The 18,528-nt window shown below is 72.4% G+C and carries 19 protein-coding genes and 2 tRNA genes; 12 read left to right on the forward strand and 9 right to left on the reverse strand.

The genetic code is table 11. The annotated features are described in order from the left end of the window. Positions 1–65 precede the first annotated feature (65 nt). Genes IEX89_RS12970 through IEX89_RS12990 form a run of 5 tightly spaced genes read left to right on the forward strand, consistent with a single transcriptional unit; the run spans position 66 to position 5,595 of the window. Positions 66–404: a PqqD family protein gene (locus tag IEX89_RS12970; protein ID WP_188913632.1), complete on the forward strand. Its 339-nt coding sequence runs from the start codon at positions 66–68 to the stop codon at positions 402–404. Then, on the forward strand, positions 382–828 hold the full coding sequence (locus tag IEX89_RS12975) for a lasso peptide biosynthesis B2 protein (RefSeq protein WP_188913634.1): 447 nt from the start codon (positions 382–384) through the stop codon (positions 826–828). The genes IEX89_RS12970 and IEX89_RS12975 overlap by 23 nt, the downstream gene beginning before the upstream one ends. Further along, on the forward strand, positions 825–2,741 hold the full coding sequence (locus tag IEX89_RS12980) for an asparagine synthetase B family protein (protein WP_188913637.1): 1,917 nt from the start codon (positions 825–827) through the stop codon (positions 2,739–2,741). The genes IEX89_RS12975 and IEX89_RS12980 overlap by 4 nt, the downstream gene beginning before the upstream one ends. Beyond that, entirely contained in the window at positions 2,738–3,700 is a 963-nt protein-coding gene (locus IEX89_RS12985; RefSeq protein WP_188913639.1) for a serine kinase, read from the forward strand. Before IEX89_RS12980 ends, IEX89_RS12985 begins: the two co-directional genes overlap by 4 nt. Next, positions 3,697–5,595 carry an ABC transporter ATP-binding protein gene (locus IEX89_RS12990; RefSeq protein WP_210317630.1) on the forward strand — a complete coding sequence of 633 codons (1,899 nt, stop codon included), beginning with the start codon at positions 3,697–3,699 and terminating at the stop codon, positions 5,593–5,595. Before IEX89_RS12985 ends, IEX89_RS12990 begins: the two co-directional genes overlap by 4 nt. A gap of 34 nt (positions 5,596–5,629) precedes the next feature. Here IEX89_RS12990 and IEX89_RS12995 read toward each other — a convergent pair. Continuing rightward, positions 5,630–5,703 (reverse strand) — tRNA-Gly (locus tag IEX89_RS12995). Between the two features lie 33 nt (positions 5,704–5,736). Continuing rightward, positions 5,737–5,821: transfer RNA gene (locus tag IEX89_RS13000), tRNA-Tyr, on the reverse strand. A 186-nt stretch (positions 5,822–6,007) separates the two neighbouring features. Here IEX89_RS13000 and IEX89_RS13005 point away from each other — a divergent pair. Next, positions 6,008–6,871, forward strand: coding sequence for a TrmH family RNA methyltransferase (locus IEX89_RS13005; RefSeq protein ID WP_188913641.1), 864 nt, complete (start codon positions 6,008–6,010; stop codon positions 6,869–6,871). Positions 6,872–6,912: 41 nt separating this feature from the next. On the opposite strand, the gene IEX89_RS13010 is transcribed toward IEX89_RS13005, so the two are convergent. The 3 genes from IEX89_RS13010 to IEX89_RS13020 form a co-directional block, all read right to left on the reverse strand. Next, on the reverse strand, positions 6,913–7,215 hold the full coding sequence (locus IEX89_RS13010; RefSeq protein WP_188913644.1) for a hypothetical protein: 303 nt from the start codon (positions 7,213–7,215) through the stop codon (positions 6,913–6,915). 113 nt (positions 7,216–7,328) lie between these two features. Next, entirely contained in the window at positions 7,329–7,859 is a 531-nt protein-coding gene (gene rcdA / locus IEX89_RS13015) for a protease adaptor protein RcdA (RefSeq protein ID WP_188913646.1), read from the reverse strand. A 384-nt stretch (positions 7,860–8,243) separates the two neighbouring features. Further along, complete coding sequence (locus IEX89_RS13020) at positions 8,244–8,450, reverse strand: DUF1192 domain-containing protein (RefSeq protein WP_188913648.1); 207 nt, start codon at positions 8,448–8,450, stop codon at positions 8,244–8,246. Between the two features lie 178 nt (positions 8,451–8,628). Between IEX89_RS13020 and IEX89_RS13025 the strand changes: the two genes are divergently transcribed. From IEX89_RS13025 to IEX89_RS13050, 6 genes are all read left to right on the forward strand, one after another. After that, positions 8,629–9,657, forward strand: coding sequence for an NAD(P)H-quinone oxidoreductase (locus IEX89_RS13025; RefSeq protein WP_373290581.1), 1,029 nt, complete (start codon positions 8,629–8,631; stop codon positions 9,655–9,657). 124 nt (positions 9,658–9,781) lie between these two features. Then, positions 9,782–9,970, forward strand: coding sequence for a hypothetical protein (locus tag IEX89_RS13030; RefSeq protein WP_188913650.1), 189 nt, complete (start codon positions 9,782–9,784; stop codon positions 9,968–9,970). A 260-nt stretch (positions 9,971–10,230) separates the two neighbouring features. Further along, positions 10,231–10,971: a DUF1013 domain-containing protein gene (locus tag IEX89_RS13035; RefSeq protein WP_188913652.1), complete on the forward strand. Its 741-nt coding sequence runs from the start codon at positions 10,231–10,233 to the stop codon at positions 10,969–10,971. 217 nt (positions 10,972–11,188) lie between these two features. Beyond that, positions 11,189–11,422: a DUF1127 domain-containing protein gene (locus tag IEX89_RS13040; protein ID WP_188913654.1), complete on the forward strand. Its 234-nt coding sequence runs from the start codon at positions 11,189–11,191 to the stop codon at positions 11,420–11,422. An 18-nt stretch (positions 11,423–11,440) separates the two neighbouring features. Further along, on the forward strand, positions 11,441–11,767 hold the full coding sequence (locus IEX89_RS13045; protein ID WP_188913656.1) for a hypothetical protein: 327 nt from the start codon (positions 11,441–11,443) through the stop codon (positions 11,765–11,767). A gap of 23 nt (positions 11,768–11,790) precedes the next feature. Further along, positions 11,791–11,982: a hypothetical protein gene (locus IEX89_RS13050; protein ID WP_188913658.1), complete on the forward strand. Its 192-nt coding sequence runs from the start codon at positions 11,791–11,793 to the stop codon at positions 11,980–11,982. 32 nt (positions 11,983–12,014) lie between these two features. Here the strand turns inward: IEX89_RS13050 and IEX89_RS13055 are convergent, their stop codons facing one another. The 4 genes from IEX89_RS13055 to IEX89_RS13070 are packed head-to-tail and all read right to left on the reverse strand — an operon-like array spanning position 12,015 to position 18,515. Further along, positions 12,015–12,761 carry a response regulator gene (locus IEX89_RS13055; RefSeq protein ID WP_188913661.1) on the reverse strand — a complete coding sequence of 249 codons (747 nt, stop codon included), beginning with the start codon at positions 12,759–12,761 and terminating at the stop codon, positions 12,015–12,017. Further along, entirely contained in the window at positions 12,758–14,521 is a 1,764-nt protein-coding gene (locus tag IEX89_RS13060) for an ATP-binding response regulator (RefSeq protein ID WP_188913663.1), read from the reverse strand. Before IEX89_RS13060 ends, IEX89_RS13055 begins: the two co-directional genes overlap by 4 nt. 38 nt (positions 14,522–14,559) lie before the next feature. Further along, positions 14,560–16,155: an ABC transporter substrate-binding protein gene (locus IEX89_RS13065; protein ID WP_188913665.1), complete on the reverse strand. Its 1,596-nt coding sequence runs from the start codon at positions 16,153–16,155 to the stop codon at positions 14,560–14,562. 11 nt (positions 16,156–16,166) lie between these two features. Beyond that, positions 16,167–18,515, reverse strand: a complete 2,349-nt coding sequence (locus tag IEX89_RS13070; protein ID WP_188913667.1) for a sensor histidine kinase — start codon at positions 18,513–18,515, stop codon at positions 16,167–16,169. Between the last annotated feature and the right edge of the window lie 13 nt (positions 18,516–18,528).

Below are 18,528 nucleotides of genomic sequence, written 5' to 3' on the forward strand. Positions count from 1 at the left end.
GCCGCCGGCATTCCGCTCGTTCGGGAACAGCTCCCGACGACGATCCTGCCGCGAAGGAGAATGGAATGACCGAGACCGCCCGCCTCGTCGCGGCATCGCCGAGCTGCGTCGAGACCGCCTTCGGCGAGGGGATCGTGCTCCTCGATCTCGGCGACAACACCTGCTTTCGCCTCAACGCCGTGAGCACCATCGTCTGGCGCGCCCTGCCGCAGGCAGGCACCGGCGCGGTCCCCGTCGACGACCTCGTCGCGCGGGTCACCGACACCTTCGCCGTCGACGAGGCACGCTGCCGCGCGGACGTCGAGCGGCTCGTGGGCCTCATGGCCGAGCGCGGCCTCGTGCGTGTGGAAGAGACCTCGACCTCGGCCGCGGAGGACGCCCATGCGCCCGCCGTCGCTCCATGAGGCGCGCCTCCTCGCCCGCGCCCTGATCAGCGTCGCGCGCACCCGCGCGACGCTGCGCCCGAACCGCCTGGGCGCGATCCTCGACCGCACCGCCGCGACTCCTTCCGCCCCGCGCACGCCGGCGAGCCTCGCCGACATGCGGGAGATCGCATGGTCCGTGCGCAACGCGGCCCGGCTCGTGCCCGGCGCGACCTGCCTGACGCAGGCGCTCGCCGGCCGCGAGCTCCTCGCCGCGCGCGGGCGACGCTCCGCGATCTCGATCACGCTGCCCAAGGGCGGCGACGCACCGCGTCCGCACGCCTGGCTCCTGTGCGAGGATACGATCGTGCTGGGCGGCACGGCGGTGGAGCTCGCCGGGCATCGCCCGCTGACCGCCTATGCCAGCGACACGCCGGATACCGTCGTCGCGGAGACGCCGCGATGAAGGGCCTCGTCGCGCATCTCCCTCTCGACGGCGCGCCGGCGGGGCCTGGTACGCTCGCGGCCGTGCTCGCGGCGCAGGCGCATCGCGGCGAGACCTCCCGGGAGATCGCATCCGGCGCGGCCCGGCTCGGCATCCGCGAGCGCGCCGACGAGGCGAGCGGCCTCGCGGGAGACGATGCCGACGGCCCCGCCCTCGTCGGCGACCTGCGCCTCGACGACACGGCCGCCCTCGCGGAAATCCTCGGACTCCCCCGCGATACGGCACCCGCGCGGCTGGCGCTCGCGGCCTACGAACGCTGGGGTGACGCCTTCGCCGAGCGGCTGGAGGGCGAGTTCGCCCTCGTGATCCACGATCCACGGCGGCGCCGCCTCGTCGCCGTGCGGGATCGCTTCGGCGTGAAGCCCCTCTACGTGCACGCCGACAGGGCGGGCCTGACCTTCGCGAGCGAGCTCGGCGCCCTGCTCGCCGCGCTGCCGGCACCGCCGCCGCACGACCCAGAATGGATCGCGGACTACCTCGCCGGCACGCCGAGCGACGCGAGCCGCACCGCCTATCGCGACATCCGCCGCCTCGCGCCGGGCCACGTCCTCGTTGCCGAGGCCGGGCGCATGGAGACGCGGCCCTACTGGACGCTCGTCCCCGAGGAGCCGACGGACGGTTCCGGCGCGGAGATCCTGCGCGATCTCCTGGAGGACGCCGTCGCGCGCCGGATCGAGGCGGGGCGCACCGGCGCCATGCTCAGCGGCGGGCTCGATTCGAGCAGCATCGCCCGTCTCGCGGCGCGCGGCGGCGGCTCGGGCGGCCCGTCCTTCCCCGTCTTCACCCTCGCCTTCGCGGCTCTCCCCGAGATCGACGAGCGTCGGCATGTGGACGCCGTTCTCGCCATGGGCGGGCTCGCGCCGCATAGGCTCGTCGTCGAGGCGCCGGACGCGATCCTCGCCGGGCGCGCGCTGCTGACCGACAATGCCGAGCCGCTGCCGGCGCCGGGCCTCGTCGTCACCCGCGCGCTCTACGAGGCGGCGGCGCGAGCGGGCGTCGACATCCTGCTCAACGGGCACGGCGGCGACGAGGTCGTGAACGACGGCGTCGCGCATCTGCCCGATCTCGCCCGCGCGGGACGGCTCGGCGCGCTCTGGCGCGGCTGCGGCGCGGCGGCCGCGCTCTATGGCGGTGATCGCACGGCGACGCTCTTGGAGAGCCTCGCGGGCGGCGCGGGATGGCCGCTCGGCGGGATCGCGCGACGCCTGCACGCGCGTCGCGCGGGCGCGAACGACCCGCGCGCCTGGCGCCGGATCGTCTCGGACGAGGCGGCCCGGCGCACACGCCTCGTCGAGCGCCGCCGCGAAAGCCGCAGCGCCGCATCCGCCGACCTCCCCCGCGCCACCCGCGCCCATTTCGCCGCCCTGACCGGGCCGCGCAGCGCGCTCGGCTTCGACGTGCTCGACCGCGCCGCGGCTTCTCACGGCGTCGAGCCGCGCTACCCGTTCTTCGACCGGCGCGTCGTCGCGCATTGCCTGTCGCGCCTGCCCGAGGAGAAGCTCGCCGAGGGGCGCACTCGCGCGCTCCTGCGCGGCGCGATGGCGGGCGTCCTGCCCGAAAGCGTTCGCCTTCGCCCCGACAAGACCGATTTCCGCGCCGTCGCGCGGGCGAGCCTCGCGGCACCGGCGAGCCGCGCCTTCCTCGCGGCGCTCGCAGCCGATCCCGACGCGGTCGCCGATCACGTCGACGTCGCCGTCCTGCGCGAGAACGTCTCGGCGCTCGCGCGCGGCGAGGACGACGTCGCCTGCCTCGTGGAGACCTGGCGCGCGAGCCAGCTCGCGCTCTTCCTCGGCGCGAAGCTCCCCGACGAGGCGATCGATGCCGGTCGGCGGCACGACGAAGCGCATGCCCGCATGGCGAAGATCCCCGCATGAGCCCGCACCTCGCCTCCCCCGCATCCTCGTCCACCTCCCCGGACCTGCGCCTCGCCTATGGCCTGCGCATCCGGAGCGCCGTTCCCCTGCCGGAGCTGCCCGCCTGGCCGGACACCGGGGAAACGGCGGATCTCGTCATCTCGTGCGAGCCGGCACGGCCCGTCGCGGAGCCGTACGGCGCCACCTTCGACGATAATGGCGTGCGCCTCGCCTGGCCGGCCGTGGGAGCGTTCCGGATCGACGATCGCGGCGAGGGGATCGTGGTCACGCCGACACGTGAGGCGAGCGCAGACCTCCTCGCCTTCCCGCTGCTCGGCCCCGTCCTCGCCTGCGCGATGCATCTGCGGGGCCGCTTCGTCCTGCATGCCAGCGCCATCGCCGTCGGCGACCGCGCCGTCGCGATCATGGGCGACAAAGGGGCCGGCAAGTCGAGCACCGCCTGCGCCCTGCTGCGCGCGGGCCACGCGCTCCTGGCGGACGACCTCGTCGTCGCCAATCCGGTCGCCGAGGGCTTCGTCACGCCACCCGGCTGCGCGCAGATGAAGCTCGACGCCCCCGCGCTCGCGCGGCTCGACGACCCGCTTGCGCGGGTGCTGCCGCCGGCGCATCCGAGCGTGCCGAAGAGCCGCGTCCTCGTCGGGCGCTTTCGCGACCGTCCGGCACCGCTCGCACGGCTCTTCGTCCTCTCCCGCGGCGGCGAGGCGGCGATCGTGCCGCTCGCGGGCGAGGAGGCGCTGCGGGCCGTGCTGCGCTTCGCCTACGTCGCCCGCTTCGGCCAGCCGGCTCTCGCACAGGGGCGCGCGGGCGCGCATCTGCGGCGTGCGGCGGAGCTGGCCGATGCCGGCCTCGTCCACCGCCTCGTCGTCCCCGACGGTCTCGACCGCCTGCCCGAGGCCGTCGCCGCCATCGAGGCGGACCTCGCCCGCGCGGCGGTCTCGCGCGCGGAGAGCGTCGCGTGAGCGGCGCGCGGGCGACAATGGAGAAGCCGGCGGGCGCCACGCGCACGACGGGAGATACGCCCGCTCCGGGAGACGTGGGCTCGCTCCTCGCCCTCGCCCGCGGCATGCTGCGCCTCGTCGGTGCCGTGCGGCGCGCGACCGGCGCCAAGCTGCCCACCGCGATCATGTATCTCGTGCTCGGGACGCTCGGCGAAGGCGCCTCCATCCTGCTCCTCGTGCCGATCCTCCAGACCGCCGGCGCCGCCGGCGGCGAGACGCTCCCCCTCCCCGACCTGCCGTTCCTCGGCGGCGCCGACGCGCTGGCGATCGGCCTCGAGCCGCTGCTTCTCGCCCTCGTCGGTCTCGTCGCTCTGCAAGCCTGGTTCGCGCGGCGGCGCGCGACCTATTTCGCGGACCTGCTGCAGCGTTTCTCCAACGACATCCGCGCCTCGCTCTTCCGCGCCGTGGCGGATGCGCGCTGGGACGCGCTGGCGCGCATGCGCATCGGCTCCATCGAGTTCGCGCTCACGGGCGAGATCGAGCGGCTGAACCAGAGCGTCTTCGCGGTGCTCGGCATGCTCCAGAGCCTGGTGGGCCTCCTCCTCCTGCTGGGGCTCAGCGCCGCCGTGTCGCCGGGCATGACGCTGCTGGCGCTCGCCTGCGGCGCCGCCGCTCTCGCGGCGATGGGACCGTTCCGGCGGGCCTCCTCGATCTTCGGCGCGGCCGTGGCGCGGCGGCGCACGGACCAGTTCGGCATCGTCACGGGCTTTCTGCGCGGGCTCAAGACCGCGCGCAGCATGAACGAGGAGCCCCGCCACGTCGCCGCCTTCGAGGAGAGCCTCGCGCGCACGCGCGCAGAGGCGGTGGCGCACAGCCGCCGGCTCGCCACGGGCAACGGTCTCTTCCGCGTCGGCCTCGCCGCGGGCGCCGTGCTGTTCGTGTGGATCGGCCTCGAGGTCGCCGGCCTCACGGTGGGCGCGCTCCTCGTGATGCTGCTCGTCCTCGTGCGCGTCGCCCCGCGCTTCCTCGCGCTGCAGGCGCAGGCGAGCCTCTTCCTCGCCAACGAGACCGCCTACGGCGACGTGCGCGCCCACCTCGCGCGCCTCGAGACCGTGCGCGAGCGCGCCCGCGACGCGGGGACGCGGCCGGTGCCGCGGCCGCGCCGGGAGATCCTCGTCGATCACGTCAGCTATCATCACGCGCAAGGCGGGGAGAGCCGCGAGACGCCGCCGGGGCTGAGCGACGTCACGATCCGCCTGCCCGTCGGCGAGGCGGTCGCGGTGATCGGCGCGTCGGGCGCGGGCAAGAGCACGCTCGCGGACATCGTCACGGGGCTGATCGCGCCGGCCACCGGCGCGCTGCGCATCGACGGCGAGGCGGTCGCGTCCGATCAAGCCCGGGCCTGGCGCGAGCGCATCGCCTACGTGCCGCAGGAAACGGCGCTGCGGCACGGCACCATCCGCGAGAACCTCCTCGCCGGCGCGCCGGAGGCGGACGATTCCCGCCTTCTGCGCGCACTCCAGGACGCCGCCGCGGCGGACTTCGTGCGCGCCCTGCCCGACGGCCTCGACAGCCCCGTGGGCGACGCCGGCACGCTCCTCTCCGGTGGCGAGCGCCAGCGCATCGCCCTCGCCCGCGCGCTCCTGCGCGAGCCCGATCTCCTCGTCCTCGACGAAGCGACGAGCGCGCTGGACTGGGAGAGCCAGGCCCGCGTGGGCGCAGCGCTACGGGCGCTGCGCGGACGCACAACCATCCTCACCATCGCCCACCGCCCCTCGATGGCCGCCTTCGCCGACCGGGTCTACACGCTGGACGCGGGCCGCGTCGTCGAGGAGGGCACGCCGACGGACCTCGCGCGAGACGCGCAGAGCCGCTACGCGCGCATGCTGGCGCACGAGACGGGCGGGGTGGGGTGAACACGCAGGGGAAGAGGCGCCACGGAGATCACGCTGGAGCGGGTGAAGGGAATCGAACCCTCGTCATCAGCTTGGAAGGCTGTTGCTCTACCATTGAGCTACACCCGCATCTGCGCGATGGGTGTTCTAGCGCGTCGCGGGTGGTGGGGGAAGTAGGACTCGAACCTACGAAGGCATAGCCAGCGGATTTACAGTCCGCCCCCTTTGCCGCTCGGGACATTCCCCCGTCCCGCGACGACGGCCCGAAGAGGCCGATCGGCGCGACGCCGGGCTGGTGGGCGCCGGCGTGGGGGCTCTTATGGTGAGGTGGACCGGGCGTGTCAACGACGAAATCGCCTGCGCTGAGCAGTTTTCACGCCGACCAGGGAGCCTTCGCGAGACCCCGGCCTTGACCCGAAGGCGAGGCGCGCGCATGCGGGAGATCGCCCATCGACCGGAGCCGAGACCCGTGGCCGACGACAAGAAGCCGCCCCGCAAGCCGAATGCAAAGCGTCCCGCTCCGTACCGGACGGGCGCCGGCGCGCGCGCCCGGGCGCGCGGTCCGCGCACGCGCCCGCCGCGGCCGGACCTCGACGACGTCGTGGTGCTTTACGGCTGGCATCCCGTGACGGAGGCCCTGCGCAACGATGCGCGCGAGATCCGCCGCCTGCTCGCCACCGAAAACGCCGCGCGCCGCCTCGCCGAGGAGCTGCCGGACGTCGCCGCGAGCCCGCAGATCGTGCGCCCCGGCGAGATCGACGCGCTCGTCGGCCCGGACGCCGTCCATCAGGGGCTCTACGCCGAAGCCGAGCCGCTCGAGGGCTACGACCTCGACACGCTGCCCGACGACGCCCTCGTCCTCGCGCTGGACCAGATCACCGATCCGCACAACGTGGGCGCCATCGTCCGCACCGCGGCCGCCTTCGGCGTGACCGCCATCGTGACGACCGCGCGCCATTCGCCGGCGGCGACGGGGGTTCTGGCGAAGTCGGCCTCGGGCGGGCTCGAGCACGTGCCGTTCGTCGTGGTGCGCAACCTGGGTGATGCGCTCGATCGACTGGGCGAGCGCGGCTTCCTGCGGATCGGGCTCGATTCGGAAGGCGACGAGACCTTCGAGAGCCTGCCCGCGCGCCGTCCGGCGCTCCTCGTGCTCGGCGCCGAGGGCAAGGGCCTGCGGGTGCGCACGCGCTCGCTGTGCGACGTCGTCGCGCGCCTCGACATGGCGGGCGCGATCAAGAGCCTGAACGTCTCGAACGCCGCCGCGATCGCGCTCTACGCGCTGACGCGGCGGCTCTGATCGGTGGCGGTAGGGCGCGTCCCGGAGCGGGACGCCGTGCCTCAGGACGGATCGACGAGGACCGTGCCGGCCGCCTCGATGACGTAGATCGCCGGCGGCTCCACGGGCGCGGGGCGGATGCCGAGGACCTCGGGCACGCCGCGCGTGACGATCACCTCCCGCGGCGCCGGGCGGCGCGGCGTGACGACGACGTTGCGCTCGCCGTCGCGCACGATGGGCGCCTCGACGGTGGAGGCGACGACCGCGTCCTCGTGCGCGGCGCTCTCCCAGGAGCATTGCGCGAAGGCCGGCCCGGCGGCGAGAAGGGCGAAACCGGCGACGGTGGCGACGAATGATGCACGCATGACGACCGCTCCCTCTTCGTTATGGTGAAGGAGAGGTTAACGGAAGGCGTGCCGCCTGTCTCCCCGCGCGCTTCGCCGCAGGGCACGGGCTTCGCCTTCCGAAGGCCGCGCGCTCAGCCGCGGCCGAAGGCGGAGCGGATCAGCCATTGCTGCATGGCGACGGGGCTGTCGGCCTCGGGCTGCTGCTGGCGCGCGGCGGCCTCGGAGAGCACGCCGTCGAGATGGACGATGCGCGAATGCATCCGCACGCTCGCGCCGATGAGCTCCTTGAGCCGCGAAGGCAGCGCCTCAGCGTCGAAGAGCGGGCTCGCGCTCTCCTGGCGGGTGAGGCGAACGCGGGTCTTCTCCCTGAGCGCGTCCTCCGCCGTGATCTCGCCCTCGGCGACCGCGCGCTGCACGAGCAGCCAGGAGGCGATCTGCATCAGGCGCGTGGTCAGGCGCATGCTCTCGCTGGCATAGGTCAGCGCCGCCTGGCGCGGCAGGAGCCGCGATTCCTCGCGCCCCTCCCCGTCGAGATAGGCCGCGGTCTCCTCGACGAGCGCCATCCCGTCCCGGAACAGCGCGCGGAAGGCGTCCGAATGCACGAAGGTGCGCCCGAAATCCACGGGATCACGGGTGTCCCGGAAAGTGATGTCCGCGTTCATGTGCCGCCTCCTCACGAACAATTTGGCTCGAATTGTGCCGGCGCGATACGACGCGCGGCGTTCCCGAGTCGTGGGAGCAAAGCTAGCGCCGAACGCCCCCGCCCGCCGCGTTAGGATGCGGTTAACCTTAACGCGGAAGACGGGGAAAAGGAGGGTCGCCGTGCGATGGCGTTGCGGCGCACAAAAAAGAGCCGCCCGTGAGGCGGCTCTGAAGTGGTCAACAGGGAGGCGTCAAACAGAGTGGACAGGAGCCACTCGCATCCAGAAGACTGGATGACGCCATTCATGAAGCAGGAAGCTTAATGACGGGTTAAGATCCTGCGGAAAGTCGAAACGGCATGGCCGATTTCGGCACAGCCATGCGCACCACCCGGGCGAGCGGCCTCAGCTCGCGGGCTTGAAGAACGCGTCCGCGGCCGAGCGGGAATCCTGCTTCTTCGCCTTCGCCTGGCGCAGGCGGCCGATCTCGGTCTCCATCGCGGCGATGCGCTCGTCGAGCTCCTCGATGGAGAGATGCGCGAGATCCTGCCCGATCACGTGCGTGTCTGGGCGGGGGCGTGGCAGCTCCTCGCCGAACGGGTCGATGGACATGTCGCTCTCCTTCGGGCCGGTCCGCGAAGCGGGATCATAGCGCGGGCACGCGGGTGAGGCCAACCGGGGGCGACGCCAGCCGGGACGGCCCGCAGTGCGTCGCGCCGGCACGCGGGTTGCCAGCAGGCGACCGCGCGTGTCACCTCGAATGGACCTGCAGACGAGAGGGAGACGAACCATGGCCGAGACGAGCCGGGATGCGAGCGGGGCGCCGCTCCCGAAGACGATGCGCGCCGTGATCGCTCAGGGCGGCGGCGGGCCGGACGTGCTGACGATCGTCGAGCGCCCGGTCCCCTCCCCCGGCCCCGGCGAGATCCTGGTGAAGGTCGCCGCCGCCGGCATCAACCGTCCCGACGTGATCCAGCGCGAGGGGCACTACCCCCCGCCCCCCGGCGCGCCGGACGTGCTCGGCCTCGAGATCGCGGGCACGGTCGTCGCCCGCGGCGAGGGCGTCTCCCGCTACTCCATCGGAGAAGCTGTGATGGCGCTCGTGCCCGGCGGCGGCTACGCCGAATATTGCCTCGCGCATGCGGACAACGCGCTGCCGGTCCCCACCGGCCTCTCGATGGTCGAGGCAGGCGCGATTCCGGAGACCTACTTCACCGTCTGGACCAACGTGTTCGACCGAGGCCGGCTCGCTTCGGGCGAGACGCTCCTCGTCCACGGCGGCTCGTCGGGCATCGGCACGACGGCGATCCAGCTCGCCAAGGCCTTCGGCGCGCGGGTGATCGTCACCGCGGGCTCCGCCGAGAAGTGCGAGCGCTGCCTCGCGCTCGGCGCCGACCGCGCGGTGAACTACCGCGAGGAGGACTTCGTGGAAGCCGCCAAGGACTTCACCGACGGGCGCGGCGTGGATCTCATCCTCGACATGGTGGGCGGCGACTACATCCCGCGCAATTACGAAGCCGCGGGCGTGGAGGGACGCATCGTCCAGATCGCCTTCCTGAAGAGCCCCAAGGTCGAGGTGGACTTCCGCCGCCTGATGATGAAGCGCCTCACCCACACCGGCTCGACGCTGCGCCCGCGCACGGTGGCCCAGAAGGCCGAGATCGCCGCCGCGCTGACCCGCGAGGTCGTCCCCCTCATCGGAGAAGGCCGCTGCCGCCCGGTGATCGATTCGACCTATCCGCTGGAGGACGTCCGCGCCGCGCATGCGCGGATGGATTCGAGCGCGCATGTGGGGAAGATCGTGCTGACGATGGGGTGATGGGTGCACTTGCGAGGAGTCCGCGGCGCGGACGCGTCGCATCACGCATCGACGAGAACCGCGACGCGGCTGCGCAAAAACGTTGCTTCCGGTATGGTCTCATTCGAGGAAAGGGAAGGACGCTATGGACACCGTGCTGCTGACGAACGCCGAGGGTCCGATCATCGATGATGCGTGGCTGAAGCGCGAGGTTCTTCCCGTCATCGAACGCGTCGACCGAGGCGAGGAGGACACCGTGCCGCTCGAGGAGGCGTTCGCAAAAGTCGAGGAACGCTACTTGGCGCGCAAGGCAGCCGACCGCGGCGGAGAATGAACGCGAAGCCGGTCACCTCCATTCGGTTCTCGTGCTGAGGATCATCCCCCCGGGCGGCGATCTCCCCGGCGAGCGTCCATAGCCCACCCTCCATCCTCGTTGCGCCGCGCGCGCGAAACGCCTATATTCCCCGCGTCCCCTCACAATCGGGTACGTCGTCGCTCCGGCCGGGTCCGGGTCGGAGCACGGAGAAGGTTTGCCGCGCGCCGGCGCATCGCGAGAGATCCCGCGGTCCGGCGTTCGTTTCAGGAGGAAGTCCCGTGTCCGCTGTTCCCTTGATGCCGAAGGCGACCGCCGTCTGGCTCGTCGAGAACACCTCGCTGACGTTCGACCAGATCGCCGACTTCTGCAAGCTCCACCCCCTCGAGGTGAAGGGCATCGCCGACGGCGAGGTCGCGGCCGGCATCAAGGGCTCGAACCCGATCACGACGGGGCAGCTCACGCACGACGAGATCGAGAAGGCGCAGAAGGACACGAATTATCGTCTCAGGCTCGCCCCGCCCAAGGTGCGCCTGCCCGAGATCAAGACGAAGCGCGGCCCGCGCTACACGCCGGTGTCGCGCCGCCAGGATCGCCCGAACGCGATCCTCTGGCTCTTGCGCAACCATCCCGAGCTCAAGGACGCGCAGATCATGCGCCTCGTCGGCACGACGAAGCATACGATCCAGCAGATCCGCGACCGCACCCACTGGAACTCCGCCTCCCTCGCGCCGATGGATCCGGTGACATTGGGCCTGTGCTCGCAGATCGATCTCGACCTCGAGGTCCAGCGCGCCGCCAAGGACCGTCCGGTGACGCCCGTCGTCGACGGCGGCCAGACGCTGCTGCCCGCGGACGTGTCGACGAACCCCGACTACGAGCCCTCCTACGAGCCGGAGGACGAGTACGGCGGCTACGGCGCCCAGCGCCGCCGCGAGGACGTGGAGCGCGCCGAGGCCGATTCGGTCTTCGCCAAGCTCAAGAACCTGCGCGGCCCGCAGGAGGAAGAGGACGAGGGCTGAGCGCCTCGCTCCACGTCGGACGATCCAACGAAGGCGGCTCCTCGGGGCCGCCTTCTTTCGTTTCGCGAGCCGTAACGAAAGACGCACGAAACACGATTCCTCCCGCGTGACGTCGTGGCGCAACGTGGGCCGGCGATGGTCCGCGCCGTCGAGAGGCGCGGATCGCAGGAGCGGACGCGGTCTCTCGGCGGAACACCAACCGTCCGGAGAACACGCCATGTCCACGCTCAACCAACGCCGTCTCGCCGTCCTGGCGGCGGCCGAACCGGCCCCGGCCGTCGCCGCGCGGCTCTCGCTCCTCTCGCGCCTGCACGGCACCCTCGCCATGTGGCACGCCCGTGCCCAGGGTCGGCGTCAGCTCGCACAGATGAGCCCCTACATGCTGGCCGACATCGGGATCACTCCGTGCCAGGCGCAGTTCGAGGCGGCCAAGCCGTTCTGGCGCGCGTGAGAGGCCGGAGGAGAGACGATGTCCTTCCCACCGGCTCCGATCCGCCGCCTCCTGGTCTGCGGCCTCGCCATCGCCGCCTTCCTCGCCCCGCTCGCCCTCCACGCGAGCGTGGGCGAGGCCAAGCGCCAGGACCGCCTGCCCGCCGCGCCGCGGGCCATGCTCGAGACGGACGAGATCGCCCCGTGCGACGCCCGCCCGTGGCTCAATCGCGCACCTTCGTGCATGCGCGCTGCAACCCGAACCGAGCCGCCGCGTTTGGTGCGGGTGATCACGATCGAGCGGCTCGCCGGCCCTTCGACCTCGATCCTCGAGCGCACGGCGCTCGTCGAGGTCGCCGCGCGCTGAGAGCCATCACGGAGACGAGACCGATGAACCAGTCCACCCTGTCCCGTTCCCTGCCCGACGCCGTCGCCGAGGCCCGCGCTCGCTCCGCCCCGCGCGCGATCGCCGTCGCGGCGCCGGTCGAGGGCGAGGCCCCCAATTGGCGCGTCGCCGCGCTGGGCTTTTGCGTGTCGCTCGCCGCGACGGTGACGCTCGCCTTCGGTCTCGCGGCCCTCTGAGCCGCGGGACCTCTCTTACCGGAAGACCCCTCTCAATCCTCCTGCCCCTGCGGGTGATAGATGTAGCCCGCGCCGCGCACGGTCTTGATGTAGCGTGGCCGTGCCGGGTCCGGCTCGATCTTGCGACGCATGCGCGTGATGCGCACGTCGATGGAGCGATCGAAGGCGTCCGGATCCCGCGCATCGGCGAGATCGAGCAGCCGGTCGCGCGAGAGCACGCGGCCGGGATGGTCGTGGAAGGCCTTCAAGAGCGCGAATTCCGAGCGGGTGAGCACGAGCCGCCCGCCGTCCTCGTCGCGCAGCTGGTAGCTGTCGAGGTGCAGCCATTTGGTGCCGAAGCGCACCGCGTTCTCCGCCGGCGCCGCGTTCGCCGCCGCGGAGCCGGTCGCCGGCCCGCCCCCTCCCCGCCTCAGGACGGAGCGGATGCGCGCCACGAGCTCGCGCAGCTCGCAGGGCTTCGCCAGGTAGTCGTCCGCGCCGAGCTCGAGGCCGACCACGCGGTCGATGGGGCTCGCGGTGGCGGTGAGCATGATCACCGGCAGGTCCGGCCCCGCCTCCGTCGCCGATTTCAGCCGCCGCACGATGGAGAGCCCGTCCTCCTCCGGCATGTTGAGGTCGAGGACGACGAGATCCGCTCGCCGCTCGCCCAGCGTCGCGAACAGGCTCGCGCCGCCGTCGCAGAGCGCGACGTCGAATCCGTGCATCTTGAGGTAATCGCCCACCATCTCGCGGGCGGCGGGCTCGTCGTCAACGACGAGGATGCGATGCCCGGTCGTCATGCGAAGGCGCTCCCGGCAAGGCGCCCGGCCAGCGGGATGCGCAGGGTGAAGGTCGAGCCCCTCCCCGGCCCCGCGCTCTCGGCCGAGGCCTCGCCCTCGTGCAGCTCGGCGATGCGGCGCACGATGGACAGGCCGAGCCCCGTGGAGCTCTCGCCCGCCGTGGGCTTGGCGGAGAGGCGCTGGAAGCGCCCGAAGACGCGCGCGACGTCCTCCGGCATCAGCCCCGGCCCCACGTCGGTGACGAGGACGACGCCGCTCCCCTCGCGGGTCTGCGCCGCGATGTCGATCGGCGCGCCGCGGGGACTGTACTTCACGGCGTTGGAGACGAGGTTCTCGATCGCCTCGCGCAGCCGGTCCTGGTCGCCGAGCACGAAGACCTCGCCCGCCGTGTCGATACGGATCGTCTGCTCCTTGCGCTCGGCCAGCGGCCGGTTCGCCTCCGCGACGTCGCGGGCGAGCGCGGCGAGGTCCACCACCTCGCGCCTGACCGTGATGTCGAGGGCGTCGTTCATCGCGTCGGCGACGAGGGTCGAGACCATGTCGGTGAGGCGGAGCGCCGTCTCCCGGATGTGGCCCACCTGCGCGCGCATGCCGTCGAGGGGCGGCGGCGAGACGGCGATGAGATCGCCCAGCATCTCCGCGCGCCCGAGGATCACCGCGAGCGGGTTCTTCAGGTCGTGCGCCACCGTGCCGAGGATCTCGCTCTTGAGCCGGTTGGAGCGCGTGAGGTCGGCGCGCTGGTCGGCGAGGCGGCGATTGGCGCGGATCAGCTCGGCGGTGCGCGCGACGACGCGCTCCTCGAGCCTGGCGTTCGCCTCCTGCAGCTCCTCGTGGAGGATGACGTTGTCGAAGGCGACCGACAGGCGGCTCGAGAACAGTTCGACGAGGGCGCGGTCCGTCTCCGACAGCGGACGTTCCGCCTCGATGACGACGACGACCTCGCGCCCGCTCCCCGTGCGCGAATAGAGAACGGAGCGGACGCCCTCGAAGGCATGGGCGTGGCTCTCGAGCGCCGAGCGCACGCAGGCCTCGAGATCGGCGCCGAGCGCCGGACCCTCGGGGTCGGCGTGCGGCCCGTAGCAGCCCGAGGCCGCGAGCACGGTGAGCGCCTCGCCGACGGCGTTCTCGCGAAGGACGAGGATGCCCGCGCAATCGACGCCGAGCAGCGTCGCGATCTGGGTCAGCACGCCCTGGGCGAGCTTGCGCACGGAGCGCAGGTCGAACAGCATGGCGGCCGCGTCGACGATGATCTCGAGGCCGCGCCGCGTCGCCTCGAGCCGCTGCAGCTGCTGCCAGCTGCGAAGCGCCGCGGTGACGGAGGTGAACAGCTTGTCGGCGGTGAGCTCGGTCTTCGCCTTGTAGTCGTTGATGTCGTAATCGACGATGACGGCGCGCTCCGGCGCCTGGCCCGGCTGGCCCGTGCGCAGGATGATGCGCACGGTGCGATTCCCCAATTCGCGCCGGATGTCGTCGACCAGGGTGAGGCCGGCGTCGTCGCTCTCCATCACCACGTCGAGGAGCACGACGGCGATGTCCGGCCGCGCGGCGAGGATCTCCTTGCCCTCACGCGCCGAGTAGGCGGAGAGGATCTCGAGGCCCTGTCCGTCGAGCGCGTAATCGTAGAGCGCGAAGCGCGTGCCCTCGTGCACCGACCGGTCGTCGTCGACGACGAGGATCGTCCACGCGCCGCGCGCGCCGGCCACCCCCGGCTCGCCGCTGGGGGAGCCTTCTTCGAGGATCTCGACGAACTCGTCGCTCATGGCCGTTCTCGCTGCCGATTTCACTGCCGGCTTTCGTATCATTGTACCAGGTCCACGCCCTTGAACAGATGCCGGCCCAACGGATCCATGACGAAACCGCGCACCTCCCGACGCGTCGCCATGAACACCACCGAATGCGCGATGGGGATCCAGGGACGCGCCGCGGCCGCGATCTCCTGCGCCTCGTGGTAGAGACGCGTGCGCTCGCCCTGGTCGGAGACCTGCTGCGCACGGCTCACCAGCGCGTCGTAGGCGGGGTCGCACCATTTGGCGACGTTGTTGCCGCCGGTGCGGGCCGCGGTGCAGCCGAGCAGCACGTTGAGGAAATTGTCCGGGTCGCCGTTGTCCCCGGTCCAGCCGAAGAGCGCGAGCGGTGCCTCTCCCGCCTGGAGCGTCAGGCGGTAGGCGTCCCAATCGGCCGTCTTCAGCGTCAGGCGGATGCCCAGCTTGGCGAGGTCGGCCTGGATCATCTCGGCGATGCGCCGGCCGTCGGGAGCGTAGGGCCGGCTCACGGGCATGTACCACAGCTCGCTGTCGAAGCCGTCGGCGTGCCCCGCCTGCGCGAGCAGCGCCTGCGCGCGGTCGATGTCGACGGGATCGGGGACGACGGCGTCGTTGTAGGCCCACATGGTCGGCGGGATCGGGTTCTTCGCCGCGACGCCCGCCCCGCCGTAGACCGTGTCGATGATCGCCTGGCGATCGACCGCATGGCTGATCGCCTCGCGCACCAGCGGATCGTCGAAGGGCGGCATCGTCACGTTCATCGCCATGTAGCCGACGTTGAGCCCCTCCTGCTGGAGGAGGACGAGGTCGGGGTCCTGCGCGATGGCCGCGACGTCGGCGGGGTCCGGGAAGGCCATGACGTGGCACTCTCCCGAGCGCAGCTTGGTGAGGCGCACCGCCGGATTGGGCGTGATGGAGAAGACGAGCGACTCGATCGGCTGGCGCCCGCCCCAATAGTGCTCGAACATGCGGTAGCGCACCGCGACGTCCTTGCGGTAGTCGACGAGGAGGAACGGCCCCGTCCCGATGGGCCGGCGGTCGAGCTCCTCGGGCGTGCCGGCGGCGAGCACGTGCGCGGCGTACTCGGCCGAGAGGATGGCGTTGAACGGGTCGGCGAGGGTCGCCAGGAACGGGGCGTGCGGACGTGTCAGCGTGATGCGCACCGTCGTCGGGTCGAGCGCCTCGATGGAGGCGAGGAGCTCGCCCATGCCGTTGTCGCGGAAATAGTCGTAGCGCCCGCCGGAGACGTCGTGGAAGGGGTGGTCCTCCTTCCATTGCCGCTCGAGCGAGAACAGCACGTCCTGCGCCTCCATCGTCCGCGTGGGCGTGAAGTCGCCGCGGGCGTGGAACGGCACGCCCGGGCGCAGGCGGAAGGTGTAGACGCGCCCGTCCGGCGAGATTTCCCAGCTCTCCGCCAAGGCGGGCTCGAGGCTGCCCGCGCCGGGCGCGAAGGCGACGAGGGTGTCGAACATGGGGCGCGCGGCGTTCATCCCCGTCGTCGTCGTGACGAGCTGCGGGTTGAGCGCTTCGGGGTTGCCCTCCGAGCAGAAGACGAGGGTCTTGCCCGCGGCGGGGAGCGCCGGGCTCGCGAGGCCCGCGGCGAGGAGGAGCACGACGGCGAGACGACGCATGAGACCAATCCTCATTGGGCGGCCGCCGGCAGCAGGCCTTCGCGGCCCTCCGGCGAGATCGGCAGGTCGATGACGAAGCGCGCGCCGCTGCCCGGGCGCGGGTCGAGCTCGATGCGACCGTCGAGCTTGGCGGTGACGAGATTGTAGACGATGTGCAGGCCGAGCCCGGTATTGCCGCGCTCGCGGCCCGTGGTGAAGAAGGGCTCGAACACCTTGGCGACGCTCGCCGGCGCGATGCCGCGGCCGTCGTCCTCGTAGACGATGCGCACGAGGCCCGGCGCGGCGCGGGTGACGGCGATGCGCATGGCCCCGGCCTCGCCCCCTGGATAGGCGTGGTCGACGGAGTTCATGACGAGGTTCGTCAGCACCTGCGCCAGCGCGCCGGGATAGGTGTCGAGCACGAGCCCGTCCGGGCAGACGGTCTCCACCGCGTGGCCGCGCTTGCGCAGGGCCGGCCCGAGGCTGGTCAGCAGCTCGTGCAGCCATTGCGCCATGTCGAAGCGCCGGCGGTCCTCGCTCGTCTGGTCGGCTGCGACGCGCTTGAAGCTCTGCACCATCTCCGCCGCGCGCGCGAGGTTGACGTGGACGAGCCCCGCGCCCTCCTTCAGCCGCGCCAGCGAGCGGTCGAGATCCGCGCGCCGGATGCGCCCGCCGTCCACCGCCCCGCCGAGGCGCGAGACCTCGCCCTCGAGGCTCGTCGCCGTGGTCAGCGCGACGCCGAGCGGCGTGTTGATCTCGTGCGCCACGCCCGCGACGAGCTGGCCCAGCGAGGCGAGCTTCTCGGCCTGGATCAGGTCGGCTTGCGTGCGGCGCAGCTCGTCGAGGGTGAGGTCGACCTCGTCCTTGGCGCGGCGCAGGTCGGATTCGCGTCGGGCGATCTCGGTGACGAAGACGTTCACCGCGTGCGCCATGGAGGCGAGCTCGTCGCGGATGCGCCCGTCGCGGCCGAAGCCCCAGCCGCGCTTGGGCGGGGCGATGATGCCCGCCGCGGGGTCCTTGGCGAGGACGAGCATGTCCTCGCGCAGCCGCTTCAGCGGCCCCGTGATCGAGCGCGCCACGAGGAAGGCCGCGATGGCGCCCAGCAGGAGGCCGATGCCTGCGCCGAGCACCAGGATCTGGCGCACGGTCACGCCGATCCGTTTCGCGCGATCGGCGAGCGCCTCGTTGAGATCCTGCACGCCGAGCAGCATGGCGAGCCCCGTCTGGCCCATCTCCTCCAGGAGCGCGTTCTGCGCGGCGAGGCTCTCCGCCGTCGTCGAGAGCCGCTCGCTCCAGCCCTCGATGGCGTCGAGCATCTCGGTCTGGATGAGGGGCGAGATCGGCAGGTCCGCCATGTGGTCGAGCAGCGCGCGGCTCTCCTCGACGATCGCGGCGACGGCGGCGACGTCGCGGCCGGCGAGGGCGTCCGCGGTGCGCCGCCCGAGCTTCAGCGTCTCGACGGCGACGTTCTGCGTCGCCTGCTCCGTCTCGCCGGCCTCCACCGAATAGGCGAGGAGCTGGGCGATGCGCTCGTGGCGCGCGCGGCTCTCGGTGGCGCCGATCTTGATGACGTCCTCGACCCAGGCGTCGAGCGCAGCCGCCTCCCGCCCCGTCGCCCGCCCGCGCTCGACGGCGTCGGCATAGGCGGCGACGACCGCGTCGGCCTGCGCACTCTCCTCGTCGCGGGAAGCGTAGCCGAAGGAGCGCGCGAGGTCCGCGCCCGCGTTGCGCAGGCGGGCGAGCGCGAAGCCGCGCCGGCGCTCCGCCTCGGCGGGATCGGCGATGGCGTCCTGCCAGGCGCGGGCGCGGGAGGCTTCCAGCGCGAGGAAGGCGGCGCGCACCTCCTGGGCGTCGTCGACGATGTCGCGGGTGAGGCGCATGCGCCGGTCGTCGTCGGTGATCGTCGCGACGATGTCGCCGTTCGAGGCGTGCTGGCGCGCGCGCGCCTCGTCGGCGAGACCGACGAGGGCGGAGGCGCGCAGCCCCATCTCGGCGATGAGCGCGTCCGACGTGCTCGCCAGGGCGACGAGCTCGTCCATCTGCTCGCGATAGATGCCGAGCGCCACCGCGAGCCGCCCCGCCGCCGCCCGGCGTGCCTCGTCCTCCTCGGACGCGGCGAGCGCACCGAGCGTCGCCTGCGCGCCGTCGGCCAGCACCGAGAAGCGGATCGCGTGCTCGATGCGCTGCGTGGGTAGCGCCTGGACGAAGTCGTCGGACGCGCGGGTGAGATCGGCGAGCCCGCGATGGGCGGAGACGGCGAGGGCGGCGCCGTCGCGGGCGCGCTCCGCCTCGGCCAGCAGGAGCCAGGCCGCGACCGCGATCGCCGCGGCGATGGCGATCGGGATCCCTCCGACGAGCGCGATCTTGCTCGTGATACGCATGGCGCCGTTCCGT

It is taken from the genome of Salinarimonas ramus (genome assembly GCF_014645695.1).
GTDB lineage: Bacteria > Pseudomonadota > Alphaproteobacteria > Rhizobiales > Beijerinckiaceae > Salinarimonas > Salinarimonas ramus.

Excerpts from the sequence above, each read along its gene's own strand:
- IEX89_RS13005 (WP_188913641.1), top strand. The coding sequence starts at position 6,008 with ATGCGGGAGATCGCCCATCGACCGGAGCCGAGACCCGTGGCCGACGAC.
- IEX89_RS13045 (WP_188913656.1), top strand. The coding sequence starts at position 11,441 with ATGTCCTTCCCACCGGCTCCGATCCGCCGCCTCCTGGTCTGCGGCCTC.
- IEX89_RS12970 (WP_188913632.1), top strand. The coding sequence starts at position 66 with ATGACCGAGACCGCCCGCCTCGTCGCGGCATCGCCGAGCTGCGTCGAG.
- rcdA (WP_188913646.1), bottom strand. The coding sequence starts at position 7,859 with ATGAACGCGGACATCACTTTCCGGGACACCCGTGATCCCGTGGATTTC.
- IEX89_RS13065 (WP_188913665.1), bottom strand. The coding sequence starts at position 16,155 with ATGCGTCGTCTCGCCGTCGTGCTCCTCCTCGCCGCGGGCCTCGCGAGC.
- IEX89_RS13055 (WP_188913661.1), bottom strand. The coding sequence starts at position 12,761 with ATGACGACCGGGCATCGCATCCTCGTCGTTGACGACGAGCCCGCCGCC.
- IEX89_RS13040 (WP_188913654.1), top strand. The coding sequence starts at position 11,189 with ATGTCCACGCTCAACCAACGCCGTCTCGCCGTCCTGGCGGCGGCCGAA.
- IEX89_RS13050 (WP_188913658.1), top strand. The coding sequence starts at position 11,791 with ATGAACCAGTCCACCCTGTCCCGTTCCCTGCCCGACGCCGTCGCCGAG.
- IEX89_RS12980 (WP_188913637.1), top strand. The coding sequence starts at position 825 with ATGAAGGGCCTCGTCGCGCATCTCCCTCTCGACGGCGCGCCGGCGGGG.
- IEX89_RS12985 (WP_188913639.1), top strand. The coding sequence starts at position 2,738 with ATGAGCCCGCACCTCGCCTCCCCCGCATCCTCGTCCACCTCCCCGGAC.
- IEX89_RS13060 (WP_188913663.1), bottom strand. The coding sequence starts at position 14,521 with ATGAGCGACGAGTTCGTCGAGATCCTCGAAGAAGGCTCCCCCAGCGGC.
- IEX89_RS13010 (WP_188913644.1), bottom strand. The coding sequence starts at position 7,215 with ATGCGTGCATCATTCGTCGCCACCGTCGCCGGTTTCGCCCTTCTCGCC.
- IEX89_RS13030 (WP_188913650.1), top strand. The coding sequence starts at position 9,782 with ATGGACACCGTGCTGCTGACGAACGCCGAGGGTCCGATCATCGATGAT.
- IEX89_RS12975 (WP_188913634.1), top strand. The coding sequence starts at position 382 with ATGCGCCCGCCGTCGCTCCATGAGGCGCGCCTCCTCGCCCGCGCCCTG.
- IEX89_RS13020 (WP_188913648.1), bottom strand. The coding sequence starts at position 8,450 with ATGTCCATCGACCCGTTCGGCGAGGAGCTGCCACGCCCCCGCCCAGAC.
- IEX89_RS13070 (WP_188913667.1), bottom strand. The coding sequence starts at position 18,515 with ATGCGTATCACGAGCAAGATCGCGCTCGTCGGAGGGATCCCGATCGCC.
- IEX89_RS13025 (WP_373290581.1), top strand. The coding sequence starts at position 8,629 with ATGGCCGAGACGAGCCGGGATGCGAGCGGGGCGCCGCTCCCGAAGACG.